The sequence below is a fragment of the Stenotrophomonas maltophilia group sp. Smal13 genome, assembly GCF_030236855.1.
Taxonomy (GTDB): domain Bacteria; phylum Pseudomonadota; class Gammaproteobacteria; order Xanthomonadales; family Xanthomonadaceae; genus Stenotrophomonas; species Stenotrophomonas maltophilia_A.
Genome location: NZ_JASJSQ010000035.1, coordinates 21,491 through 45,634 on the forward strand (window position 1 = coordinate 21,491; position 24,144 = coordinate 45,634).

The window sequence follows — 24,144 nt, forward strand, 5'->3', positions numbered from 1 at the left end:
CGTGCCTGCGACAATCGGCCGCAGCCGTGCCGCCGGCTGAATGCGAGTCACCCGGAATGCGGAGGCGGGCGGTAGAATGCGCCCATGCACGACGCCGTTACCCGCCCGACGCCCCCTTCCGATGCCACTGCCTGGCCCCGCCGCCAGACCCATGCCGTCCAGATCGGCGGGGTCACCGTAGGCGGAGGCAAGCCGGTCGTGGTGCAGTCGATGACCAACACCGATACCTCCGACGTGGCCTCCAGCGTGAAGCAGGTGGCCGAGTTGTGGCGTGCGGGTTCGGAAATGGTGCGGCTGACCGTCAATACCGTGGAAGCGGCTGCGGCGATCCCGCGCATTGTCGACAAGCTGGCGATGATGGGCATCGACGTGCCGCTGATCGGTGACTTCCATTACAACGGCCATCAGCTGCTGACCGCCGAACCGGCCTGTGCCGAAGCGCTGGCCAAGTACCGCATCAACCCGGGCAATGTCGGCTTCGGCAAGAAGAAGGACCTGCAGTTCGCCCAGCTGATCGAGTTTGCGATCCGCTACAACAAGCCGGTGCGCATCGGTGCCAACTGGGGCTCGCTGGACCAAGCCCTGGCGGCAAAGCTGATGGACGAGAACAACCTGCGTGAGCAGCCCTGGGACGCCGGCCGCGTGCTGCGCGAGGCGCTGATCCGCTCGGCGCTGGATTCGGCAGAGCAGGCGGTGGAGCTCGGCCTGCCGCGCGACCGCATCGTGCTGTCGGCCAAGGTCAGTGGCGTGCAGGAGCTGATCGCGGTGTACCGCGACCTGGCCCAGCGCTCGGATTTCGCCCTGCACCTGGGCCTGACCGAGGCCGGAATTGGCAGCAAGGGCATCGTCGCCTCGTCCGCGGCGCTGAGCGTGCTGCTGCAGGAGGGCATCGGTGACACCATCCGCATCTCGCTGACCCCGGAACCGGGCCAGTCGCGTACGCAGGAAGTGATCGTCGCCCAGGAACTGTTGCAGACCACCGGCCAGCGCGCCTTCACGCCGCTGGTCACGGCCTGCCCGGGCTGCGGCCGCACCACCTCCGAGTTCTTCCAGGAGCTGGCCAAGGTGGTACAAAACCACGTGCGCGAGAAGATGCCGCTGTGGAAGATCCACCACCCGGGTGCGGAGAACATGACCCTGGCGGTGATGGGCTGCATCGTCAACGGACCGGGTGAGTCGCGCCATGCCAATATCGGCATCTCGCTGCCCGGCACGGGTGAAACGCCTGCAGCGCCGGTGTTCGTCGATGGCGAAAAGAAGGTGACCCTGCGTGGTGAGAACATCGCCCAGGAATTCGTCGCCCTGATCGACGATTACGTCGAACACAAGTATGTCCGAAGCGCCGGATAAGCCTGCGATCCTCGCTGCACCGGAGTCCGCCTCCGGCTTCCGCCACTGGATGGCGCGCAATGCCTGGCGCCTGGTCCTGCTGTTCGGTGGCGTGCTGCTGCCGCTGGCCGGCTTCGTCGCCCTGGCTGACGAGGTGCACGAGTTTGAATCGTTCCATTTCGATGCGCCGCTGCTGTGGCAGATGCATGGCCTGCATTCGCCGCTGCTGGACCGCTTCTTCGTGCTCATTTCCAGACTGGGCTACGAATGGTTCCTGATCCCGGCCGACGTGCTGATCATCGGCGTGCTGCTGGGCTACCGGCGTTGGCGCGAGGCGACCTTCGTGGCGGTCAGCTTCGTCGGCTCGGCGCTGCTGAATATGGGCAGCAAGCACTTCTTCCAGCGCCAGCGCCCCAGCCTGTGGGAATCGATCGCGCCGGAATCGACGTTCAGCTTCCCCAGCGGCCATGCGATGGGCTCGATGACCCTGGCAGTGACCCTGGTACTGCTGGCCTGGAACACCCGCTGGCGCTGGCCGGTGCTGCTGCTGGCACCGGCATTCAGCCTGCTGGTCAGCGTGTCCCGGGTCTACCTGGGGGTGCATTACCCCTCCGATATCCTGGCCGGATGGTGTGCCGCGCTGGTTTGGGTGGTAGGGTGCTATCTGGTCATGTTCAGTCGCCGGCACCCATGGCGACGTCACGGCTCGCCGCCAGCGAAGGCCAGCGAAGCATCATCACAGGGGGATTGACGTGGATGGCCCTTGAGGGACGTCTACGTGATAGATCAGTTGTTTCGTTGCAGCAGGTTCTGCAAGACAGGGGGCAAGCACAACGCGCGGTAGTGTGATGCGCAAGGCAGATTGCCGGGGTCGCATTCCGAACGCGCTTGCAGGGGTATCGGCACCCTGCCTAGCTTGACCTGCAATGGCCGCATTCGAAGAGGTACGTGAATGACGATTCGAGTCTACCTGGTGGATGACCACGCGCTGGTCCGCACCGGGATGAAGATGATTCTGTCGGGGGAAACCGACATCGAGGTGGTGGGCGAAGCCGAGACCGGCGAAGACGCGCTGCGTGAAGTCCGCCAGCTGCTGCCCGATGTGGTGCTGTGTGACCTGCACCTGCCGGGTGTGAGCGGCATGGAAGTGACCGAGCGCATCGTGCGCAGCCACCGCAATACCCGCGTGGTGATCGTGTCGGTGCTGGAAGATGGCCCGCTGCCGAAGCGGCTGCTCGAGGCTGGCGCCGCCGGTTACATCGGCAAGGGCTGCGATGCGCAGGAGCTGTTGCGCGCGGTGCGTGACGTGGCCGGTGGCCGCCGTTACCTGGGCACCAGCATCGCGCAGAATCTGGCGCTGTCGACGGTGGAAGGCAACGGTTCGCCGTTCGACAGCCTGTCCCCGCGCGAGCTGGAAGTGGCGTTGCTGCTGACTCAGGGCCTGCGCCAGGAAGACATCGCACGGCGGTTGAGCCTGAGTGCGAAGACGGTGAACACGCACAAGGCGCGGTTGTTCGAGAAGATGGGGATCCACGACAACATCGCGTTGGCGCGGATGGCCAGCCAGTACGGGCTGGTGGATCCGGCACGGCCGCTGTAAGGGTTTCGGCCAACGGCTGAGCCCCTCGCGGTGTGCGGCAGGATTCGTGGGGTTGGCCCTGCGGAGGGATTGCGCAGGGGACGCCGTGAATCCATCCCTGGAGGCTCGGGCGCGCCATCCATGGCGCTTACGCCCCTGCGCAACCCCTCCGCAGGGCCACGGACAGGTTCCGTGCGCGTCCACCGCGGAATGAAGAAGGAAGAGCAGGAGCGGGTCGCGCGCTGTGCGCGCTCGTCGCCCGGGGTCGGATCCCTTTCCCGGTGGGAAAGGGCTCTGACCCTTGATGATGCCGGAGCCGAGCGTGGGCGCGGCTCTACACCTTTGTCGGGCTCAGTGGCCGCGCACGCGCTTGATGATCTTCGCGGCGTCGGCGGCGCTGGCGCGCACCTTGTCCCATTCGCCGTTGGCGATCCAGTTGCCCGGCACCATCCACGAACCGCCGATGCAGACCACGTTCTTCTGCTCGAGGTACTCGGCGGCGGTGTTTTCGGTGATGCCGCCGGTCGGGCACAGCTTGAGGTCGGCAACCGGGCCGGCCAGGCCCTTGATCATCGCCAGCCCGCCCACGGCCGTGGCCGGGAACAGCTTGCACACGCGGAAGTCGCGCGCGTACAGCGACAGCAGCTCGGTCGGGGTTGCCGCACCCGGCACCACCGGCAGCGGCGCAGCGGCCAGTGCATCAGCCAGCGCCGGCGGCGTACCCGGGGTCACCAGGAAATCCGCACCCGCATCGATGGACTGCTGCATCTGCTCCACGGTCAGCACCGTACCGGCACCCACCACCACGTCCGGCAGCTCGCGCTTGAGCATCGCCAGCGCTTCCATCGCCACCGGCGTGCGCAGCGTCAGCTCGATCGCCGGCAAACCACCTTCCAGCAGCGCCGCGCTGACCGCACGCGCCTGGTCCAGCGTATGAATCGTCACCACCGGCAGGATGCCCGCCGCACGCAACAGCTCCGCCGCCTTCACCTGATGTTGTTCGATACCCATGCTTTTGCCCTTGCCTTTGCTCTTCTTGATTCAGTGGCCGCAGCGCAAATGACGCGCCGGGAATTGTCCAAGGGCAGTAGAGCGCCCTGGCCGGGACCGTGAGCGGCATGGATGCCGCGATCGAGCCCCCATGGATGGGTTTACGGCGTGTCCCGGCCAGGGCGCTCTACTGCCCAAGCCGGGAAGCCTGCCGCGGCTTTTCGCTTCAGGCGTCTTTCGCCTCATGCGGCGCCGCCGCCGCCGCGGCATCGTGCCCCAGCTCATACTCCGCGTCGTAGTCCCACGGCCCACCATCAGCCGCCGCCGGCCCGCACGAAATCGAAATCGCACCCTGGTCGGCCGGCCCCACCACGCGACGGTTGATCGCGAACAGGTTGCGGCCCAGATCATGCGCGGCAGGCGCGGTGTTCGGCGCCAGCGGACGTGCAGCCCATTCGGCTGCGTCCACCAGCACTTCCAGCGTGCCGGCCTCGCCATCCAGGCGGATCATGTCGCCCTCGCGGACCTTGGCCAGCGGACCACCCCGCGCCGCTTCCGGCGTCACGTGGATCGCTGCCGGAATCTTGCCCGAGGCGCCGGACAGGCGGCCGTCGGTGACCAGCGCCACGCGCCGGCCCTGGTTCTGCAGCAGACCCAGCAGCGGCGCCAGCGAATGCAGTTCCGGCATGCCGTTCGCTCGCGGGCCCTGGTAACGCACCACCGCCACGAAATGCTCGGGCAGCAGGCCACCGGCATGCAGCTTGTTCAACACCTGTGGTGCATCCACCACTACGGCCGGTGCTTCGATCGTGCGGTACTGCGGCTTCACCGCCGACAACTTGATCAGCGATTTGCCCAGGTTGCCACGCAGCAGGCGCAGGCCACCCTGGTGCTCGAACGGATTGTCGACGCCACGCACCACTTCGTCATCGGCGCTGCGTTCCAGGCCCGGCAGGTAGACCAGCTTGCCGTCGCGCAGCTGCGGCTCGCGCGCATAGTCGGTCATGCCGCCACGCGCCACGCTGACCAGGTCGCCGTGCATCAGGCCGGCCTTGATCAGTTCGCCGAACACGAAGGCCGGGCCGCCTGCTGCGGCGAAGCGGTTTACATCGGCTTCGCCGTTCGGGTAGACGCGGGCCAGCAGCGGAATCAGCTGTGACAGCTCGTCGAAGTCGTCCCAGGTCAGCACGATGCCGGCCGCACGCGCCACCGCGATCCAGTGGATGGTGTGGTTGGTCGAACCGCCGGTCGCCATCAGCGCAATGACCGCGTTGATGATCGCGCGTTCGTCGATGATCCGGCCCAACGGGCGGAAGTCGTCGCCGAGTGCCGTGATGTCGAGCGCGCGCTCGGTGGCTTCACGGGTGAGGGCGTCGCGCAACGGCGTGCCTGGATTGACGAACGATGCGCCCGGCAGCTGCACGCCCATCGCTTCCAGCAGCACCTGGTTGGAGTTGGCGGTGCCGTAGAAGGTGCAGGTGCCCGCACCGTGGTAAGAGGCCGATTCCGCTTCCAGCAGTTCTTCGCGGGTGGCTTCGCCAGCGGCATAGCGCTCGCGCACTTCGGCCTTCTGCTTGTTCGGGATGCCCGGGGTCATCGGGCCGGCCGGCACGAACACCGCCGGCAGATGGCCGAAGGCCAGCGCACCGATCAGCAGGCCCGGCACGATCTTGTCGCACACACCGAGGTAGACGGTGGTGTCGAACATATCGTGGCTGAGCCCGATCGCGGTGGCCTGCGCGATCACATCGCGCGAGAACAGTGACAGTTCCATGCCGCCGCGGCCCTGGGTGACGCCGTCGCACATCGCCGGCACGCCGCCGGCCACCTGTGCGGTGGCGCCCAGCTCGCGGGCGATCTCGCGGATCTGCTCGGGATAGGTCTCGAACGGCTGGTGCGCCGACAGCATGTCGTTGTAGGCGGTGATGATGCCGAGGTTCGGCGTCACGCCGCCGCGCAGGCGGCTCTTGTCGGTGCCGCCGCAGGCGGCGAACCCGTGGGCGAGGTTGCCGCAGCTCAGGCGGCTGCGGAACGGGCCTTCACGCAGGGAGGCGTCGATCGCGGCCAGGTAGGCGGCGCGCGAGGCGGCGCTGCGGCGGATGACACGCTCAGTGATGGCTTGCAGTTGCGGATGGAGGCTCATTGGCTACCGGCGTTCGTGGTGGCGAGAGGCAAGCGGCGGCACGGCGCCGCCGCCAACATCAATCAGCCCAGTGGACGCGCAGGCGCGCGCCGTCCAGGTTGATCGCATTGAGGATGGGGTACTGCTGGACGTCATTGCTGTCCAGCGCCTGGCGCAGTACCTGCAGCTTCTGCTTGCCGCGCAGCAGCAGCAGACGCTGGCGGCACTGGCGCAGGCCGTGCGGGGTCAGCGTGATGCGCAGCGGCCACTGGTTCGCGCCCGGGCAGCCGGTGGCATCCAGCGCCGCGTAGGGCAGGGTGCTTTCCAGTGCGCGGGCCAGGTCCTTCGAGCCCGGGAACAGCGAGGCGGTGTGGCCGTCGTTGCCCATGCCCAGCGCCACCAGGCTCGGCGGTTGGCTGTGCTGCGCCTGCAGGTTGGCGGTGTACACGCATTCCGGAAGCGGCTTGCCGATGCGCACCAGCGGATCGAAATGCGCACCTTCGGCGCGCTTGAGCAGATTCTCGCGCACCAGCCAGGCATTGCTGTCGCGATCCTGCGGCGACAGCCAGCGCTCATCGGCCAGGCTCACTTCCACGCGGTCCCAGTGCACGTCCAGTTCGGCCAGCGCCTGGTACACCGGTGCCGGCGTGGTGCCGCCGGACAACAGGATGCGGGCGCGGCCCACTTCGTTGATGTCGTGGTTGAGGGTCTGCGCCATCTCGGCGGCCACCGCCTCGATCCAGCCATCGGCATCGCCGTGCTGGATGAACTCGATGCGGTCGTCGTGGAAGGTGGTGGGGCTCATGCGGCAACTCCAGGTGCGTCACGTTCGGCGTCGGCGGCATAGGCGGCGGCGCCCAGTAGTCCGGCGTGGGGGTGCATCACGGCCAACGAGGGCACCCGCGCCATGATCGAGGAGAAGCGGCCCTTGTGTTCGAAGCGCTGGCGGAACCCGGAGTGCTGCAGCGAATCGAGCATCTTCGGGGTCAGCCCGCCGGTCAGGAACACGCCGTCCCACGCGCCCTGGGTCAGCACCAGGTCGCCTGCGATGGCGCCGAACACGGCGCAGAACACATCGACGGTGCGCATCGCCTGCGGGTCACCATGCAGGGCGCGGGCGGTCACGTCCACCGGCTGCAGTTGGCCCGGATCGATGCCGGCCATCTCGCATACGGCGCGATGGATGTTGACCAGGCCAGGGCCGCAGATCAGGCGCTCGTTGGAGACGCGGCCGAACTGTTCGGACAGGATCTCCAGGATGCGGATCTCCTCCGGCGTTCCCGGCGGGAAGCTGACATGGCCGCCTTCGGTTTCCAGCGGGTAGCAGCGGCCGTGGCGCAGGATCAGGCCACCGACACCCAGGCCCGTACCCGGCCCGATCACCGCGTAGTTGCGCGGCTGGCCGGGTTTGCCCGGCACCCAGGCGGCACCGCCGACCTGGACCACGTCATCGGGCTGCAGCAGCGAAATCGCCATCGCCTGTGCGGCGAAGTCGTTGATCAGGTGCAGTTCGTTGAAGCCGAGCATGGCGGCGGTGCGGCTGCGCGAGATCACCCACGGGTGGTTGGTGATGCGCGCTTCGTCACCGTCGACGCGACCGGCCACCGCGAACACGCCGCGGCTGGCCGTGGCGCCGATCTGTTCCAGATGGTGGCGCGCGGCATCACCCAGCGACGGGAACTCCGCCACCGCGTATTCGCGGATGCTGTCCTTCTGCAGCGGTGCGTCCTGCGAGGTGTCGGCCAGGGCGAAGCGGGCGTTGGTACCGCCGATGTCGGCGACCAGCACCGGCTGCGAGCTGGCACTCATGCCGACGCTCCGCTGTCCGGCGCGTCCACGCCCTGCGGCAGGAACTCGCCCGCGTTGGCCGGGCCCCACTGGCCGGCGGGGTAGGGTTCCAGCGGCAGCTTGGCATCCTTCCAGGCGTCGGCGACGCTGTCGATCCACGCCCAGGCGGCGCGCACTTCGTCATCGCGCACGAACAGCGTGTGGTTGCCGTTGAAGGCATCCAGGAACAGGCGTTCGTAGGCGATGCGGCGGTGCAGGCCAGTCGGCACCGACAGTTCCAGTTCCAGCGGATGCAGCTCCAGCGCGCCCCATTCCGGGCCGGCCAGGCTGCTCATCAGGCCCAGTTCGATGTTTTCCTGCGGCTGCAGCTGGAACACCAGGCGGTTCGGTGCGGCCTGCGCGCGCTGCGGGCGCTCGAACAGCCAGTGGGTGACCGGCTTCAGCGTGACCACCACGCGGGTGGTGCGTTCGGGCAGGCGCTTGCCGGTGACCAGGTGGAACGGCACGCCGCTCCAGCGCCAGTTGTCGATATGCGCGGTGACCCCGGCGAAGGTCTCCACGTCGCTGCCTTCCGGCGGCTGGTAGGCCTGGGCCGGCTGGCCGTTGATGGTACCGGCGGTGTAGCGGCCACGGATGCTGTCACGCGCGGCGTGCTTGGCATCGAGCGGGCGCAGGGCGCGCAGCACCTTGACCTTCTCGTCGCGGATGCGGTCGGCTTCCAGCGAGGCCGGCGGCTCCATCGCCACCATGCACAGCAGCTGCAGGATGTGGCTCTGCACCATGTCGCGCAGCGCGCCGGAGCGGGCGTAGTAGGCGTCGCGGCCATCCACGCCTTCGCTCTCGGCCACAAGGATGTGCACCGATTCGATGTAGTTGCGGTTCCACACCGCTTCCAGCAGCGTGTTGCCGAAGCGCAGCGCGATCAGGTTCTGCACTGCGGCCTTGCCCAGGTAGTGGTCGAGGCGGAACACGCGGTCCTCGTCGATCCACTGGCCGATGGTGCTGATGATTTCCTCGGCGCTCTCGCTGTCGCTGCCGATCGGCTTCTCCAGCATCAGGCGTGCCGGTGCGGCGAGGGCGCCACCCTTGGCCAGGCCTTCGCAGGTGGAGATGTACAGGCCCGGCGGAATGGCCAGGTAGCTGACGCACTTGCGGTGCACCAGGTCGGAGACCGCGGCGGCAACCGAGTCGACGTCGCGCAGGTCCACCGAACGATAGTCGATGCGGCGCAGCAGGGCGCTGATGTCGTCCTGCGTGGCCATCGGCATGGCCTGCTGCAGGCGCGGCCGCAGGATGTCATGGAAGGCTTCGGTGTCATGCCCGGACAGGGCCAGCGCACGGATGCGGAAGTCCTCCGGCAGCAGGCCGTCGCCAAGCAGGCGAAGCAGCGAAGGGAACAGGTAGCGCTGGGCCAGATCACCTGTGGCACCGAACAGGAAGAGGGTGTCGTGCATCGCTCGAGTTTCAGATCCGGGTGACATCGTTGTCAATCGCTTCATGGCTGGGTTCGGGGGACATCCGCGCAACTGCCTGTCCGAGGTTCGTCAGGGGCGATCTCCGGGGTAGCGGAAGACCGTTCCATTCGAAACCACTGCCTCGGCGGAACCTTCGTTCAACCGCCGACGCAGATCGGTGCGCACCGATCATCGGATAGTGCCACGTGAAAACGTTTACATGGCAGAATGGGCAACTGTATTCGATTGCAGTGCTCGCCGTCATGCGGCAGGCGCGCAATCATCACTGCCATCGGGAGGGCCGAGGCAGTCCCAAAAGACAGCCCGGCTTCGGGCGGACCGGATAGGTGATATGGCAAAAGTGCAGTTGCAGGGTGTGCGCAAGGTCTATGACAACGGCCAGGTCGCGGTGAAGGACGCCAGCTTCGAGGTCGCCGATGGCGAGCTGATGGTGCTGGTCGGTCCGTCCGGCTGTGGCAAGTCGACCCTGCTGCGGATGGTGGCTGGCCTGGAGGAGATCAGCGGCGGCACGCTGACCATCGGTGATCGCGTGGTCAACGACGTGGCGCCGAAGGACCGCGACATCGCCATGGTGTTCCAGAGCTACGCGCTGTACCCGCACATGACCGTGGCCGAGAACCTGGCCTTCGGCCTGAAGCTGCGCGGGCATGACAAGGCGACCATCGACAAGCGCATCGCCGAAGCAGCGCAGACCCTGGGCCTGACCGAGATGATGGACAAGCTGCCCAAGGCGATGTCCGGTGGCCAGCGCCAGCGTGTTGCGCTGGGTCGCGCACTGGTGCGCGAGCCGGCGGTGTTCCTGCTGGACGAGCCGCTGTCCAACCTCGATGCCAAGCTGCGCCACAGCGTGCGCACCGAGATCGCGCAGCTGCACCGCAAGCTGGGCACCACCATGATCTACGTGACGCACGACCAGGTCGAAGCAATGACCCTGGGCCAGCGCATCGTGGTGTTGAAGGACGGCATCATCCAGCAGATCGATACGCCGATGGCGCTGTACGACCGCCCGGCCAACCTGTTCGTGGCCGGTTTCCTCGGCAGCCCGGCGATGAACGTGCTGCGTGGCACGCTGCAGGGCGATGCCGGCGGCGTGACCGTGGTCGACGGCGAATGGCGCGCACCGCTGGGCCAGGCCACGATCGATCCGGCATGGCTGCAGAAGCCGATCGCGGTGGGCGTGCGTCCGGAACACCTGCAGCCGGCCAGTGCTGATGATGCGCATGCATTTGCCGCACGCATTGAAGGCATCGAACCGGTCGGCAACGAGATCTTCGTCAACCTGAGCAGTGGCCAGCACGCGCTGACCATGCGCGTGGCGCCGCAGTCGCTGCCGGCGGTGGGCGAGCAGATCCGCGTGGCGATCCACCCGCAGGGCCTGCACTTCTTCAACCCGGAATCCGGCGAGCGGCTGTAACGGGTAGTGCCGGCCGCTGGCCGGCAACTTCAACCATGCATGGTTGCCGGCCAGCGGCCGGCACTACCATTCCTTCATCCACCGGGCTCAGCGCGCCAGGCCATCCAGCAACGGCATGCGCTGCGCGATCGCATCACCCACCTGCAGATCAGCGTCGCTGGCTTCCAGCGGCAGCACCGCCAGTGCCAGGTCGCCGGCCACGCAGGCAATCGTGCCCAGCGCTGCGCCATCCTGCTGCACGCCATCGCCGGCCTGCGCCGGTGCCGCGGTATGCAGCAGCTGCACCGCGCGCTTGGCTTTGCCGAGGAAGTGGGTGCGGGCGACGATTTCCTGGCCGGGATAGCAGCCCTTCTTCACGCTGTAACCGTTCAGGCGGTCCAACCCCAGCTGCTGCGGGGTCCACACTTCGCGCTGGCTTTCTTGCAGCCGGGGCAGGCCGTAGCGCAGGTCGGCCTGGCGCCAGGCCAGTGCGAAAGCGGCCTCATCGGCTTCACTTCCGGCGGCGAAGGCATCGGCGCTGCCAATGCGCAGGGTCCGCGGCAGGGCGTCGCTGCCCAGGTCCAGCTCCCAGCCGTCACCTGCGGTCTGCGCAATCGCAGCGCCGCTGGCGGCTTCGGGCGCAGTGAACGCACCGGCCACGGCCAGATCGCTGCGCACCTGCACCTTCACCTTGCGGCGGAACACGAAGCGCTGCAGTTGCGACGCAATCGCATCGGCATCACCGTCGGCCAGCACCAGCATCACATGGTCTTCGGCCAGCCGAAGCAGCTGGAACACCACCAGGGTGCGGCCCTTGGCGCTCAGCCAGGCGCTCCACTGCCAGTGCAGCAGGGGCAGGGCAGTGACATCGCTGCTGAACTGGGCGTGGGCAAAGACAGCCGCATCCGGGCCTTGCAGGCTCAGCAGCTGGTGGCCGGGCAGGCGCGGATATCCGACGAAAGCAGGGGGCAGGTTGTCAGGCACGTGAACGAGGTCTAAAATTTGTGCGTTGCGAGACCGAACATGATAGGCCAAACAACCCCCACTCCCGACGACGAATCTGAAGCCCCGCTGGTCCCCGCGGCACCCGTGCCCGTGGAACAGGAAAAAGCAGAGGAATTCGGCGGCCGCGGCGGACTTGATCCGGTGCGGTACGGCGATTGGGAGAAAAACGGACGCTGCATCGATTTCTGATCAGCATTGAGCCAACGCGGCCGTGTGCCGCCCAGCCGAGACAACGAGCCCAGCGAATGGCGACCAGACAACGCCCACTTTCCCCGCACCTTCAGGTGTATCGCTGGCAGATTCAGATGGCCACCTCGATCCTGCATCGAGCCACTGGCGTCTTTCTGTCTGTTGGTGCCCTCATCATCGCCGCCGGCCTGCTGGCCCTGATGATGGGGCCCGAGTCCTGGAACTGCTTCACCGGCCACGCCGGGGCCTGGTATGGCCGCGTGTTCCTGTTCGCGTGGACATGGTCGTTCGCCTATCACCTGTGCAATGGCATCCGCCATGTGGTGCAGGACTTCGCCATCGGCTTCAGCATCCCCGCCTTCATCCGCAGCAGCTGGCTGTCGGTCATCGGTAGCCTGGTGATCACCCTGCTGGTGTGGGCCTATGTGATGTTCGGAGGTGCCGCGTGAGCAAGTTCCGTACCCCGTTGAAGAGCGTGCGCGGCCTTGGCTCGGCCAAGACCGGCACCGAGCACTTCGTGCACCAGCGCCTGACCGCCGCCGCCCTGGTGGCCCTGGGCATCTGGTTCCTGGTCTTCGTGCTGGGCCTGCTGGGCTCGGACTACGCGACCGCCGCCGCCGCCGTGGCCAAGCCGTGGAACGCCGTGCCGCTGATCGGCCTGCTGATCGCCATGTTCTGGCACGCGCAGCTCGGCATGCAGGTCGTGCTGGAAGATTACATCCACGAATCGCTGCTGGCCCTGGTGCTGCAGACCGCGGTGAAGTTCGTCGCCGTGCTCGGCATGATCGTCAGTGTGTTTGCGGTGGGCCGCATCGCCCTCGGCGTTGCCTGAGCCCAGGCACCTACACAGGAATCCAGATTAGATGTCCGCTTACAAGATCACCGAACACAAGTACGACATGGTCGTGGTGGGCGCCGGCGGCGCCGGCCTGCGCGCCACGTTCGGCCTGGCCGCCAAGGGCCTGCAGACCGTGTGCCTGACCAAGGTCTTCCCGACCCGTTCGCACACCGTTGCCGCCCAGGGCGGTATCTCGGCCGCACTCGCCAACATGGGCGAGGACGACTGGCGTTACCACTTCTTCGACACCATCAAGGGCTCGGACTGGCTGGGCGACCAGGACGCCATCGAGTACATGTGCCGTGAGGCCATTCCGGCCATCATCGAGCTCGAACACTACGGCGTGCCGTTCTCGCGCACTGCCGAAGGCAAGATCTACCAGCGTCCGTTCGGTGGCATGACCACCAAGTACGGCGAAGGCCCGGCGGCGCAGCGTACCTGCGCGGCGGCCGACCGTACCGGCCACGCGATGCTGCACACCCTGTACCAGCAGTCGCTGAAGCACGACGCACGCTTCATGATCGAGTACTTCGCACTCGACCTGATCTTCGATGACGAAGGTGCCTGCCGCGGCGTGCTGGCGTTGGACATGTCCGACGGCACCCTCCACCTGTTCCGCGCCCAGGGCGTGGTGCTGGCAACCGGCGGCTACGGCCGTGCCTACTTCAGCGCCACCTCGGCGCACACCTGCACCGGCGACGGTGGCGGCCTGGCCATGCGTGCCGGCATCGCCATGCAGGACATGGAGTTCGTGCAGTTCCACCCGACCGGCATCTACGGCGCCGGCTGCCTGATCACCGAGGGTGTCCGCGGTGAAGGCGGCATCCTGCGCAACAGCAGCGGCGAGCGCTTCATGGAGCGTTACGCACCGCACTACAAGGATCTGGCCTCGCGCGACGTGGTCAGCCGTTCGATGACCATCGAGATCCGCGAAGGCCGCGGCGTCGGCGAGCACAAGGACCACATCCTGCTCGACCTGACCCACCTTGGCCCGGGCGTGATCGACGAGAAGCTGCCGGGCATCGCCGAGAGCGCCCGCATCTTCGCCGGCGTCGACGTGCACAAGCAGCCGATCCCGGTCATCCCGACCGTGCACTACAACATGGGCGGCATCCCGACCAACTACCACGGCGAAGTCGTGCGCAAGGATGGCGACAACCCCGATGCGGTGATCCCTGGCCTGTACGCGATCGGCGAAGCCGCCTGCGTGTCGGTGCACGGTGCCAACCGCCTCGGCTCGAACTCGCTGCTGGACTTGGTGGTGTTCGGTCGTGCAGTGGCCAACCGCTGCGCCGAGACCATCAAGCCGGGCGCGTCGCACAAGCCGCTGCCGGCCGATGCCTGCGACAAGGCGCTGGGCCTGCTGGACAAGCTGCGCCACGCCAACGGCGATACCCCGACCTCGGTCATCCGCGATCGCATGCAGCGCACCATGCAGGCCGACGCGGCGGTCTTCCGCACCAGCCAGACGCTGAAGGAAGGCTGCGAGAAGATGGACAAGATCTTCGACTCGTTCCAGGACGTGAAGGTCTCCGACCGTTCGCTGGTCTGGAACTCGGACCTGATCGAGACCTACGAGCTGAACAACCTGCTGCTCAACGCGGTGGCGACGATCAACTCGGCCGAACAGCGCAAGGAAAGCCGCGGCGCGCATGCGCACGAGGACTATCCGGACCGCGACGACGTCAACTGGCAGAAGCACACCCTGGTCAGCGTCGACGAGAAGGGCAAGTGCAGCTTCGACTACCGTCCGGTGCACATGTACACGTTGACCGACGACGTGTCCGTGGTGCCGCCGAAGCCGCGCGTGTACTGATCCGACCCCGCCTACCATGCAATCCGCGCCCACGGGCGCGGGCCGCCTGAGCCAACGAGAGCAGCCATGGCCGAGTTTTCACTCCCCAAGAATTCCAAGATCACGAAGGGCAAGCACTTCCCCGTCAAGAACGGCGGCAAGAACGTGCGCACCTTCAAGATCTACCGCTGGAGTCCGGACGACGACAGCAACCCGCGCACCGATACCTATGAAGTCGATCTGGACGCCTGTGGCCCGATGGTCCTGGACGCCCTGATCAAGATCAAGAACGAGATCGACCCGACCCTGACCTTCCGCCGCTCCTGCCGCGAAGGTATCTGTGGTTCGTGCGCGATGAACATCGACGGCACCAACACCCTGGCCTGCACCCGAGCCATCTCGGACTGCGGCAAGAAGGAAGTGCCGATCTACCCGCTGCCGCACATGAACGTGGTCAAGGATCTGGTTCCGGACCTGACCCACTTCTACGCGCAGTACGCCTCGATCAAGCCGTGGATCCGCACCCAGACTCCGGCACCGCCGGATCGTGAGCGCCTGCAGTCGCCGGAAGACCGCAAGAAGCTGGACGGCCTGTACGAGTGCATCCTGTGCGCCTGCTGCTCGACCAGCTGCCCGAGCTACTGGTGGAACGGCGAGCGTTACCTGGGCCCGGCGATCCTGCTGCAGGCCTACCGCTGGATCATCGACTCGCGCGATGAGGACACCGGTGCGCGCCTGGACGATCTGGAAGATCCGTTCAAGCTGTACCGCTGCCACACCATCATGAACTGCGCCCGGACCTGCCCGAAGGGCCTGAACCCGGCGCTGGCGATCGCCGAGATCAAGAAGCTGATGATGGAACGCCGCGCCTGATCAGGCCTGGCTGTACCCGGTAGAGCCACGCCACGCGTGGCTGTGCCACCCCAGTAGAGCCACGCCATGCGTGGCTTTGCTGTATCTGGAGAAACATGATGGAAGAAGACGTTCTGCTGAAGAAGCTGCGCTGGCGTTGCCGCCGCGGCATGCGTGAGCTGGACCAGCTGTTCGGTCGCTACCTGGACCACGAATGGAGCACTGCGCCGACCGAAGAGCGCGAGGTTTTCCTGTTCCTGCTCGACTGCGAGGACGATAAGTTGTGGCGCTGGTTCATGGGCTATGAGGCCTGCCCGCATGCGCACGCGATCCCCCTCATGCAGAAGATCCTCGCCCTCAAGCCTTGAGTGGCGCCCCTCGCGGCTGCAGGCTGCCGCCCAGTTGGCGGTGCTGCTGGCTGCGCCCTGGCTGCTGCGTGCATCGGATCTGCCTTCACGGCTGCTGATGCCCGCGGTGGTGCTGGCCTGGGTCATCGGGTTGGCCGAACTGGCCTGGCGACAGCGCAGGCCGCGCGTGCAGGTGCTTCTGCCGGCACCGCCCGAGCCGCTGCAGGTGGCCGGGCAGGACGCCGATACACCCCAGCTGGTCGTGCGTGGTCCATGGCTGTTGTTGCTCTGGCGTGAGGATCGCCGCCGCCGGCGCCTGCTGTTCTGGCCGGATGTGCTCGATTCCGGGCAGCGACGTGAACTGCGACTGGCCGTGGCCGCACGTGGCGTTTCCCGTAGGCCCCGGTCGATGGCACCATAAGCTGAATTGACCGGCGTGCCTGCATGTTCAAACCCATTCCCGTGGCCATTGGCCTGCGCTACCTGCGCGCCAAGCGCCGCAACGGCTTCATCTCCTTCATCTCGATGGCATCGATCCTGGGCATCGCGCTCGGCGTCACGGTGCTGATCACCACCTTGGCGGTGATGAGCGGTTTCCAGAAGGAAATCCGCAGCCGCCTGCTGCAGATGACCGCGCACACCACCATCAGCCGCGACGGCGAGCCGATGCTGGACTGGATGCGGGTGGTCGACGTGGCCCGCAAGGACCCGCGCGTGGCCGGTGCTGCGCCGTACATCGAGATCCAGTCGATGATCAGCGGCCCGCGCGTGCAGGGCGCGATCATCCAGGGCATCGACCCGGCGCTGGAGCCGAAGGTATCGGTGATCGACAAGAAGGTCACCAAGGGCAGCTATGACAGCCTCACGCCGGGCAGCTTCAACCTGCTGCTGGGCAAGGAGCTGGCGATCTGGCTGGGCGTGGACGTTGGCGATCAGGTGCTGGTGACGTTCGCCGAAGTGCAGGGCACGCCTGCCGGTGCGGTGCCACGGATGAAACGCTTTACCGTGAGCGGCATCTTCGAGGCCGGCTACAACGAGGTCGACCGCGGCGTCGGCTTCGCCAACATGAAGGACCTGGAGCGCGTGCTGCGTTCCGATGGCGCCACCGGCGTGCGGCTGAAACTGCACGACATGGACCGTTCGCTGGAAGTGGGCGTGGATCTGGCGCAGAGCCTTGGCGGCGCTTACCGCGTGAGTGACTGGACCCAGCAGAACGCCAACCTCTACCACTCGCTGCGCATGGAGAAGGTGGTGATGGGCATCCTGCTGTCGCTGATCATCGCCATGGGCGCCTTCAACCTGGTGTCCTCGCAGGTGATGCTGGTGACCGACAAGCAGGCCGACATCGCCATCCTGCGCACGCTCGGCCTGACCCCGGGCGGGGTGATGCAGGTGTTCATGGTGCAGGGTTCGCTGATCGGCATCTTCGGCACGCTGGCCGGCCTGATCGGTGGCATCACCCTCACACTCAACCTGGAGCGCATCCTCGGTGCCATCGAGAGCGTGTTCAACGTCAAGCTGATGCCGGAGGATGTGTACTACATCACCGGCCTGCCGACCGACATGCAGACCGGCGACGTGGTGGCGATCACCGTGGTCGCGCTGCTGATGAGCTTCCTGGCCACCCTGTATCCCGCCTGGCGGGCAGCACGCACCCAGCCGGCGGAGGCCCTGCGTTATGAATAAGGTCTTCAACCGCGGCGATGAAGTGATCCGCGCCGAAGCACTGGGCAAGACCTACGCCGAAGGGCGCTTGCAGACCCCGGTGTTCGATGGCCTGGACCTGACCGTGACCGCCGGCGAAACGGTCGCGATCATCGGTGCCTCCGGCGCCGGCAAGAGCACGCTGCTGCACCTGCTGGGTGGCCTGGACATTCCGACCGCCGGCGAGGTCTATGTGACCGGCCAGCGCATGTCAGCGCTGTCCGATACCGCGCGCGGCCTGCTGCGCAACCAGGCGCTGGGCTTCGTCTACCAGTTCCACCACCTGCTGCCTGAGTTCACCGCGCTGGAAAACGTGATGATGCCGGTGCTGCTGGCCGGTACTGCAGTGGCCGAGGCGAGCAGCCGGGCCACCACGCTGCTGGAAGCGGTCGGCCTTGGCCATCGCCTGGACCACAAGCCCGGCGAACTGTCCGGCGGCGAACGCCAGCGTGCGGCCGTGGCGCGTGCGCTGGTCAATCATCCGGCCTGCGTGCTCGGGGACGAGCCGACCGGCAACCTGGATGACCGCACGGCTGCAACGGTGTTCGAGCTGATGCTGGAGCTCAACCGGGCGCGGCATACCAGCCTGGTGCTGGTGACCCACGACCGCAGCCTGGCACGGCGCCTGGACCGGGTGCTGGAGCTGCGCGAAGGGCGCCTGCACGCACTGGCCCACGCCGACGTCTGAGGCGCCGGGCCCGCTTTGGTGGAAGCCGACCTTGGTCGGCTGCTCTTGCAGGGCAAGCGCCAACCAAGGTTGGCGACTACCGGAATCCGGAGCCTTGGGCCTGCTTGGGGCGACCGCCGACCGGCTGCTGAATGGGGTGCTGGCTTTCGCGCCGGCGTTGTCTGCGCAGGCGCATGATGGCGACAGTTCCCCGAGGAGATCGCCATGAAGACCCCGATCCTGATGGCCGGACTCTGCCTGGCGCTGGCCGCCTGCGCGACCACCGGCCGGCTCAGCTCTGCCGAGAAACTTGACCTGTACCGTGCCCACGCCGGCGCGCCGCAGAACGACATGCAGTTCTTCGGCAGCCTCAACGGCTGGACCGAACTGGGTGACAGCGCGTTGGCGGTGTGGACGCGTCCCAGCGAGGCCTATCTGCTGGAATTGAGGGGTCCCTGCCAGGACCTGCCGTATGCCACCGCCATCGGTCTGACCAGCCAGATGAACCGTGTTTCGGCGCGATTCGACAAGGTGCTGGTGCGCGACCCTGCCGGTGGCCCGCGCATGCCGTGCTTCATCGACAGCATCCGCAAGCTGGACGTGAAGGCGCTGCGCGCCTCCGAGCAGGAGCTGCGCCAGGCGCAGGTGCAGGAGCGCGAGGAAAGCACGAAATAGCGTGGTAGTGCCGGCCGCTGGCCGGCATCGCGCAGATGCCAGGTTGCCGGCCAGCGGCCGGCACTACCTGTGTGTCAGGCTTCCGGGGTGAAGCCGGCCGGCTTTTCCGCGTCCTTCTGGAACAGGAACTTGACCAGTTCGCCTTCAAGGAACGCGCGATGCTCCGGCGTGCGCGGCGACAGGCGGTTTTCGTTGATCAGCATGGTCTGGTGCGCCAGCCACGCAGCCCAGGCCTGCTTGCCGATGTTGTTGAAGATGCGCTGGCCCAGTTCGCCGGGGTAGGGCACGAAGTCCAGGCCCTCGGCATCGCGTTGTTCGTACTGGCAGAAGACGGTTCGGGACATGGCATTCACTCGTGGTTGCGGGGTTTCTTGGAACTTCGTTTCGGCGTCTTGATCGTTGCGCCGTCGAGCAGTTTGCGGATCGGTGCCGGCAGGCCCAGCGCGTGCAGTTCGTCGCTGGCGACCCAGCGCAGCGTGGGTTCTTCCACGCGCAGGCCGTGTACCTGCCGCGACAATACCTGCAGATGCAGCTTGTAGTGGCTGAAGGTGTGCTGCAGCACTGGCAGCTCTTCGGCCTCTTCCAGCGAGCCGTCGACGTGCACGTCGAACCAGTCCTGCAGCACGCTGCCGGCATCGGCCTGCGGCAGCGTCCACAGCTGCGCCCAGATGCCGGTGTCCGGCCGCTTCTGCAGCAGCACACGCTGCTGGGCGTCGCGCAGCAGCAGCGCAACGGCCTCGCGCTCGGGCAGGGTCTTGCTGGGCTTGGGCGTGGGTAGTTCAGCGGTGCGGCCTTCGCGCCCTGCCACGCAGTCATCCTGCAGCGGGCAGATCACGCAGGCCGGTTTGGCGCGGCTGCACACCGTCGCGCCCAGATCCATCTGCGCCTGCGTGTAGTCGGCCATGCGCCCGGCCGGCACCTGCGCCACATGCGCCTCGGCGATCGCCCACAGCTGCTTCTCGATGGCCGGCAGCCCGGGGAAGCCATCGATGCCGTGGTAACGGCTGAGCACCCGCTTGACGTTGCCATCGAGGATCGCGAACGGGTCGTTCCAGGCCTGGCTGAGGATCGCACCGGCGGTGCTGCGGCCGATGCCGGGCAGGGCATGCAATGCATCGAAATCACGCGGCAGGTCGCCGTCGTGCAGTTCCACGCAGCGCTTCGCAGCGGCATGCAGGTTGCGTGCGCGGGCGTAGTAGCCGAGCCCGGCCCACTGCGCCATCACCGCGTCGTTGCTGGCTGCGGCAAGGTCGGGCAGGGTCGGGAAGTGCTGCAGGAACCGCTGGAAATACGGGATGACCGTACTCACCTGGGTCTGCTGCAGCATGATTTCCGACAGCCAGACCCGGTAGGGACTGCGTGGGTGCTGCCAGGGCAGGTCGTGGCGGCCGTGGTCGTCGAACCAATGCAGCAGGTGGGCGACGAAGCCATCGGTCTGCGTGGTTCCGGCGCTGGCGTGCGGCTGGCGGGGCATCGGTGTTCCAGAGAGGAGCCGCCCGTGGGGTGGCTCTACTGGATTGCAGTAGAGCCACGCCATGCGTGGCTGCACGGTGTATCAGGCGCCCAGCGCTTCGGGCAGCAGGGCGTCGACGAAGGCTTCCGGGTCGAACACGCGCAGGTCTTCCGGGCGCTCGCCGATGCCGGCGAAACGGATCGGAATGCCGAACTCGCGGGCCAGCGCGAACACCACGCCGCCCTTGGCGGTGCCGTCCAGCTTGGTCACCACCAGGCCGGTCACGTTCACTGCGGCATTGAACTGGCGCAGCTGCGACAGCGCGTTCTGGCCAGTGGTGCCGTCGATCACCATCAGCACTTCGTGCGGGGCGGTGGGGTCGATCTTGCCGAGCACGCGGCGGATCTTGCCCAGTTCGTTCATCAGGCCGGACTGGGTATGCAGGCGGCCGGCGGTGTCGGCGATCAGCACCGAGGTGCCACGGGCCTTGCCGGCCTGCAGCGCGTCGAATGCCACCGAAGCGGCATCGGCGTTCTGACCCTGCGCGACCACGGCCACGCCGTTGCGCTCGCCCCAGGCCTGCAGCTGGGCCACGGCGGCGGCGCGGAAGGTGTCACCGGCGGCCAGCATCAGGCTGTGGCCATCGTCCTTGAAGCGCTTGGCCAGCTTGCCGATGGTGGTGGTCTTGCCGACGCCGTTGACGCCGACGGTGAGCACCACGAAGGGCTTGGCGTTGCGGTCGATCACCAGCGGCTTGGCCACCGGCTGCAGGATCGCGATCAGCTCGGCGCGCAGCGCGGCCAGCAGCGCATTGGCGTCGGCGAACTCGCGCGACTTCATGCGCTTGCGCAGGCCCTCGACCAGGTCGGTGGTGGCACCCACGCCGACGTCGGCGGTGATCAGTGCGGTTTCCAGCTCGTCCAGCAGGTCGTCGTCAAGCTTGGGGTTGCGCGAGAACAGGCCACCAAAGCTGCGCGCGATGACGCTGTTGCGCAGGCGCTCGCGCCAGCCGGGCTTGCCAGCCGGCGCCGGAACGGCGTCGATCGAGGCGGCCGCAGGCAGGTCGTCGGTGACCGGTGCCGGTGCCGGGGTGGGCTCAGGCACCGGTGCGGGTGCCGATTCGATGGCCGGGGTCGCGATGGGGGCGACGTCGATCTGAGCCGTCGGCGCAGGAGCTGCTGGAACCGGTGCGGCTGGGGCCGGAATAACCGGGGGGGGCTCGACCGGTGCAGGCTCGGCCGGTACTGCTACCGGTGCAGGTTCCTTGTCCTCGGCGGGCGCGGCCGACGGGAATGCCGCCGCCAGCTCTTCAGCCGAGTAGTGCTGGGTCTTGGGCGCCTCCGTTGCGGGGGCATCCTGGGGCTTCTTGCGGCGGAAAAAACTGAGCATTGGCAAAAGGCGCTGAAATCAGAGGGATATGCTACCACTCGGGCCTGTCGGGCCGATGTGGACTCAAGGTTGCGGCCCACCGGCCGTTAACCGGTCCGGAGGGCTGCGCGGTGCGGCCCGGAGACCGCCATGGACAACGTGATGGGAATCGCCCTCAGCGGGATGCGTGCGGCCCAGCAGGGCGTGCAGGTGGCCGCGCACAACGTGGCCAACCTGGCGACCCCGGATGCCCAGCACCTGCAGTTGCAGCGCATTACCACCGAGCAGGGTGGGGTGCAGGCTTCGGTGGCGTCCATCGGCGCCGATGCCGGCGCGCCGCTGGGTGATCTGCTGGCCGCGAAAGCCGAGGTCGTGGCCTTTGCCGCCAATGCCACGGTGATCCGTCGCCAGGACCAGATGCTGGGCTCACTGCTGGATCGGGACGCCTGAGCAACACCGTTTTGGCAGGTGCCAACCGCCGCCCCTGGTGGGTGCCAACCTTGATCGGCACGCTTCGACCCAGCCTGGTAGGTGCCAACCTTGGTCGGCACGCTCGACCCGCCCTGGTAGGTGCCAACCTTGGTTGGCACGCTCGACCCGCCCTGGTAGGTGCCAACCTTGGTTGGCACGCTTTTGGGGCGCCAACCAAGGTTGGCCTCTACCAGGGCAACAGTGCCAACCAAGGTTGGCACCTACCAGAGCAGGAATGCCAACCAAGGTTGGCATCCACCAGCACCCGGTAGCGCCGGGCCATGCCCGGCGACCACCGCCTCGATCAGACCGACAGCTCCAGCAGCAGCTTGTTCAGGCGCGCCACATAGGCACCCGGATCCTTCAGGCTGTCACCGGCGGCCAACGCAGCCTGGTCGAACAGCACCCGGCCGAGGTCGTCGAAACGCGCGCCATCGGCTTCCGCATCCAGCTTGGCGATCAGCGGGTGGCCCGGGTTGATCTCCAGCACCGGCTTGCTGTCCGGTACCTTCTGCCCGCTGGCCTCCAGGATCTGGCGCATCTGCAGGCCGAGGTCCTGTTCGCCGATGGCCAGTACCGCCGGCGAATCGGTCAGGCGGTGCGAGACGCGCACTTCGGCCACGTCATCACCCAGCACCGTCTTCAGGCGCTCGACCAGGCCCTGCTTGTCCTTGGCCGCCGCTTCCTGTTCCTGCTTGTCCGCTTCGGTTTCCAGCGCGCCCAGGTCGAGGTCACCACGGGCGATGTCGACGAAGCCCTTGCCGTCGAAATCGGTCAGGTAGCCCATCAGCCACTCGTCGATGCGGTCGGTCAGCAGCAGCACTTCCACGCCCTTCTTGCGGAACACTTCCAGGTGCGGGCTGTTGCGCACCTGGCTGTAGCTCTCGCCGGTCAGGTAATAGATCTTGTCCTGGCCTTCGGTCATGCGGCCGAGGTAGTCGGCCAGCGACACGCTCTGCGCATCGCCGTCGCCACGGGTGGAAGCGAAGCGCAGCAGGCCGGCCACCTTCTCGCGGTTGTTGTAGTCCTCGGCCGGGCCTTCCTTCAGCACCTGGCCGAATTCCTTCCAGAACGTGGCGTACTGCTCCGGCTTGTCGGCGGCCAGCTTTTCCAGCATGTCCAGCGAGCGCTTGGTCAGCGCGGCCTTCATCGAATCGATGACCGGACCGGACTGCAGGATCTCGCGCGAGACGTTCAGCGACAGGTCGTTGGAATCGACCACGCCCTTGATGAAGCGCAGGTACAGCGGCAGGAACTGCTCGGCCTGGTCCATCACGAACACGCGCTGCACGTACAGCTTCAGGCCCTTGGGTGCATCGCGGTGATACAGGTCGAACGGTGCGCGGCCGGGCACATACAGCAGCGAGGTGTACTCCAGCTTGCCCTCGACCTTGTTGTGGCTCCACGCCAGCGGATCGCTGTGGTCGTGTGCCACGTGCTTGTAGAACTCGGTGTACTCGGCGTCGCTGATCTCAGTGCGCGGGCGGGTCCACAGCGCGCTGGCGCGGTTGACGGTCTCCCACTCGCCGGCAGCGCCGTCTTCGCCCTCCTTGGGCATCTGGATCGGCAGGCCGATGTGGTCCGAATACTTCTTGAGAATGCTGCGCAGGCGCCAGCCATCGGCGAAGTCGTGCTCGCCGTCCTTCAGGTGCAGCACGATGCGGGTGCCGCGCTCGGCCTTGTCGACCGTGGCGACTTCGAAATCGCCTTCGCCGCGCGAGGTCCAGCGCACGCCTTCGCCTGCAGCCATGCCAGCGCGGCGCGAGGTCACTTCCACTTCGTCGGCGACGATGAAGGCACTGTAGAAGCCGACGCCGAACTGGCCGATCAGCTGCGAATCCTTCTTCTGGTCGCCGGACAGCTGGCGCAGGAAATCGCCGGTGCCGGACTTTGCGATCGTGCCGAGGTGGGCGATGGCTTCGGCGCGGCTCATGCCGATACCGTTGTCTTCGATGGTGATGGTGTGGGCGGTGGGGTCGAAGCTGACGCGCACGCGCAGTTCGCTGTCGCCTTCCAGCAGGGCCGGCTGGGTCAGGGCCTCGAAACGCAGCTTGTCGGCGGCGTCGGCGGCGTTGGAGACCAGCTCGCGCAGGAAGATTTCCTT

Annotated in this window: 25 protein-coding genes; 15 read left to right on the forward strand and 10 right to left on the reverse strand. The window is 67.0% G+C overall.

The annotated features are described in order from the left end of the window. Positions 1 to 84 precede the first annotated feature (84 nt). The 3 genes from ispG to QRO95_RS13185 all read left to right on the forward strand — a co-directional run bounded on the left by ispG (position 85) and on the right by QRO95_RS13185 (position 2,929). On the forward strand, positions 85 to 1,350 hold the full coding sequence (ispG, locus tag QRO95_RS13175; protein ID WP_032128857.1) for a flavodoxin-dependent (E)-4-hydroxy-3-methylbut-2-enyl-diphosphate synthase: 1,266 nt from the start codon (positions 85 to 87) through the stop codon (positions 1,348 to 1,350). Next, positions 1,331 to 2,080, forward strand: coding sequence for a phosphatase PAP2 family protein (locus QRO95_RS13180; RefSeq protein WP_032128858.1), 750 nt, complete (start codon positions 1,331 to 1,333; stop codon positions 2,078 to 2,080). The genes ispG and QRO95_RS13180 overlap by 20 nt, the downstream gene beginning before the upstream one ends. A 201-nt stretch (positions 2,081 to 2,281) precedes the next feature. Then, the gene (locus QRO95_RS13185) at positions 2,282 to 2,929 is read left to right on the forward strand and encodes a response regulator (protein WP_004153112.1); all 648 of its coding nucleotides are present in this window, start codon (positions 2,282 to 2,284) and stop codon (positions 2,927 to 2,929) included. 330 nt (positions 2,930 to 3,259) lie between these two features. On the opposite strand, the gene eda is transcribed toward QRO95_RS13185, so the two are convergent. The 5 genes from eda to zwf form a co-directional block, all read right to left on the reverse strand. After that, entirely contained in the window at positions 3,260 to 3,919 is a 660-nt protein-coding gene (gene eda, locus QRO95_RS13190; protein ID WP_285302753.1) for a bifunctional 4-hydroxy-2-oxoglutarate aldolase/2-dehydro-3-deoxy-phosphogluconate aldolase, read from the reverse strand. 205 nt (positions 3,920 to 4,124) lie between these two features. Beyond that, entirely contained in the window at positions 4,125 to 6,041 is a 1,917-nt protein-coding gene (gene edd / locus QRO95_RS13195; RefSeq protein WP_285302754.1) for a phosphogluconate dehydratase, read from the reverse strand. A gap of 58 nt (positions 6,042 to 6,099) precedes the next feature. After that, positions 6,100 to 6,825, reverse strand: coding sequence for a 6-phosphogluconolactonase (pgl, locus tag QRO95_RS13200; RefSeq protein WP_182267599.1), 726 nt, complete (start codon positions 6,823 to 6,825; stop codon positions 6,100 to 6,102). Then, positions 6,822 to 7,829, reverse strand: a complete 1,008-nt coding sequence (glk, locus tag QRO95_RS13205) for a glucokinase (RefSeq protein ID WP_049400948.1) — start codon at positions 7,827 to 7,829, stop codon at positions 6,822 to 6,824. The genes pgl and glk overlap by 4 nt, the downstream gene beginning before the upstream one ends. Beyond that, the gene (gene zwf, locus QRO95_RS13210) at positions 7,826 to 9,262 is read right to left on the reverse strand and encodes a glucose-6-phosphate dehydrogenase (protein WP_049400949.1); all 1,437 of its coding nucleotides are present in this window, start codon (positions 9,260 to 9,262) and stop codon (positions 7,826 to 7,828) included. Before zwf ends, glk begins: the two co-directional genes overlap by 4 nt. A gap of 352 nt (positions 9,263 to 9,614) precedes the next feature. Between zwf and QRO95_RS13215 the strand changes: the two genes are divergently transcribed. Next, positions 9,615 to 10,697: an ABC transporter ATP-binding protein gene (locus QRO95_RS13215; RefSeq protein WP_071229277.1), complete on the forward strand. Its 1,083-nt coding sequence runs from the start codon at positions 9,615 to 9,617 to the stop codon at positions 10,695 to 10,697. An 87-nt stretch (positions 10,698 to 10,784) separates the two neighbouring features. Here QRO95_RS13215 and QRO95_RS13220 read toward each other — a convergent pair whose 3' ends face one another. Beyond that, complete coding sequence (locus QRO95_RS13220; RefSeq protein ID WP_285302755.1) at positions 10,785 to 11,660, reverse strand: folate-binding protein YgfZ; 876 nt, start codon at positions 11,658 to 11,660, stop codon at positions 10,785 to 10,787. A gap of 39 nt (positions 11,661 to 11,699) precedes the next feature. Here QRO95_RS13220 and QRO95_RS13225 point away from each other — a divergent pair, with 39 nt between their 5' ends. From QRO95_RS13225 to QRO95_RS13270, 10 genes are all read left to right on the forward strand, one after another. Then, positions 11,700 to 11,870 carry a DUF1674 domain-containing protein gene (locus tag QRO95_RS13225; protein ID WP_005409075.1) on the forward strand — a complete coding sequence of 57 codons (171 nt, stop codon included), beginning with the start codon at positions 11,700 to 11,702 and terminating at the stop codon, positions 11,868 to 11,870. A 56-nt stretch (positions 11,871 to 11,926) separates the two neighbouring features. Continuing rightward, positions 11,927 to 12,319, forward strand: a complete 393-nt coding sequence (gene sdhC / locus QRO95_RS13230) for a succinate dehydrogenase, cytochrome b556 subunit (protein WP_024958620.1) — start codon at positions 11,927 to 11,929, stop codon at positions 12,317 to 12,319. Next, entirely contained in the window at positions 12,316 to 12,702 is a 387-nt protein-coding gene (gene sdhD, locus QRO95_RS13235; protein ID WP_032128865.1) for a succinate dehydrogenase, hydrophobic membrane anchor protein, read from the forward strand. Before sdhC ends, sdhD begins: the two co-directional genes overlap by 4 nt. 31 nt (positions 12,703 to 12,733) lie before the next feature. Then, positions 12,734 to 14,524 (forward strand): succinate dehydrogenase flavoprotein subunit, encoded by a 1,791-nt coding sequence (sdhA, locus tag QRO95_RS13240; RefSeq protein ID WP_134951043.1) that lies wholly within the window; start codon positions 12,734 to 12,736, stop codon positions 14,522 to 14,524. Positions 14,525 to 14,590: 66 nt separating this feature from the next. Further along, complete coding sequence (locus tag QRO95_RS13245) at positions 14,591 to 15,376, forward strand: succinate dehydrogenase iron-sulfur subunit (RefSeq protein WP_005409079.1); 786 nt, start codon at positions 14,591 to 14,593, stop codon at positions 15,374 to 15,376. 98 nt (positions 15,377 to 15,474) lie between these two features. Next, positions 15,475 to 15,723 carry a succinate dehydrogenase assembly factor 2 gene (locus QRO95_RS13250; RefSeq protein WP_005409080.1) on the forward strand — a complete coding sequence of 83 codons (249 nt, stop codon included), beginning with the start codon at positions 15,475 to 15,477 and terminating at the stop codon, positions 15,721 to 15,723. Beyond that, positions 15,674 to 16,123: a hypothetical protein gene (locus QRO95_RS13255; RefSeq protein WP_071229280.1), complete on the forward strand. Its 450-nt coding sequence runs from the start codon at positions 15,674 to 15,676 to the stop codon at positions 16,121 to 16,123. The genes QRO95_RS13250 and QRO95_RS13255 overlap by 50 nt, the downstream gene beginning before the upstream one ends. Before the next feature lie 23 nt (positions 16,124 to 16,146). Next, on the forward strand, positions 16,147 to 17,388 hold the full coding sequence (locus QRO95_RS13260; protein ID WP_285302756.1) for a lipoprotein-releasing ABC transporter permease subunit: 1,242 nt from the start codon (positions 16,147 to 16,149) through the stop codon (positions 17,386 to 17,388). Continuing rightward, positions 17,381 to 18,094: a lipoprotein-releasing ABC transporter ATP-binding protein LolD gene (lolD, locus tag QRO95_RS13265; RefSeq protein WP_285302757.1), complete on the forward strand. Its 714-nt coding sequence runs from the start codon at positions 17,381 to 17,383 to the stop codon at positions 18,092 to 18,094. The genes QRO95_RS13260 and lolD overlap by 8 nt, the downstream gene beginning before the upstream one ends. A 204-nt stretch (positions 18,095 to 18,298) precedes the next feature. After that, the gene (locus QRO95_RS13270; protein WP_049460626.1) at positions 18,299 to 18,748 is read left to right on the forward strand and encodes a DUF6491 family protein; all 450 of its coding nucleotides are present in this window, start codon (positions 18,299 to 18,301) and stop codon (positions 18,746 to 18,748) included. A 74-nt stretch (positions 18,749 to 18,822) separates the two neighbouring features. On the opposite strand, the gene QRO95_RS13275 is transcribed toward QRO95_RS13270, so the two are convergent. The 3 genes from QRO95_RS13275 to ftsY all read right to left on the reverse strand — a co-directional run bounded on the left by QRO95_RS13275 (position 18,823) and on the right by ftsY (position 21,590). Next, on the reverse strand, positions 18,823 to 19,092 hold the full coding sequence (locus QRO95_RS13275; RefSeq protein ID WP_032128874.1) for an oxidative damage protection protein: 270 nt from the start codon (positions 19,090 to 19,092) through the stop codon (positions 18,823 to 18,825). A 5-nt stretch (positions 19,093 to 19,097) separates the two neighbouring features. Further along, positions 19,098 to 20,222: an A/G-specific adenine glycosylase gene (gene mutY, locus QRO95_RS13280; protein WP_285302758.1), complete on the reverse strand. Its 1,125-nt coding sequence runs from the start codon at positions 20,220 to 20,222 to the stop codon at positions 19,098 to 19,100. Positions 20,223 to 20,303: 81 nt separating this feature from the next. After that, a complete protein-coding gene (gene ftsY / locus QRO95_RS13285; protein WP_285302759.1) occupies positions 20,304 to 21,590 on the reverse strand; it encodes a signal recognition particle-docking protein FtsY in 1,287 nt (428 codons plus the stop codon). A gap of 129 nt (positions 21,591 to 21,719) precedes the next feature. Here ftsY and QRO95_RS13290 point away from each other — a divergent pair, with 129 nt between their 5' ends. Next, positions 21,720 to 22,019 (forward strand): hypothetical protein, encoded by a 300-nt coding sequence (locus QRO95_RS13290; RefSeq protein ID WP_032128872.1) that lies wholly within the window; start codon positions 21,720 to 21,722, stop codon positions 22,017 to 22,019. A gap of 325 nt (positions 22,020 to 22,344) precedes the next feature. Here the strand turns inward: QRO95_RS13290 and htpG are convergent. Further along, positions 22,345 to 24,144 (reverse strand): molecular chaperone HtpG (htpG, locus tag QRO95_RS13295; RefSeq protein WP_285302760.1); only part of this gene is annotated, 1,800 nt, incomplete at its 5' end.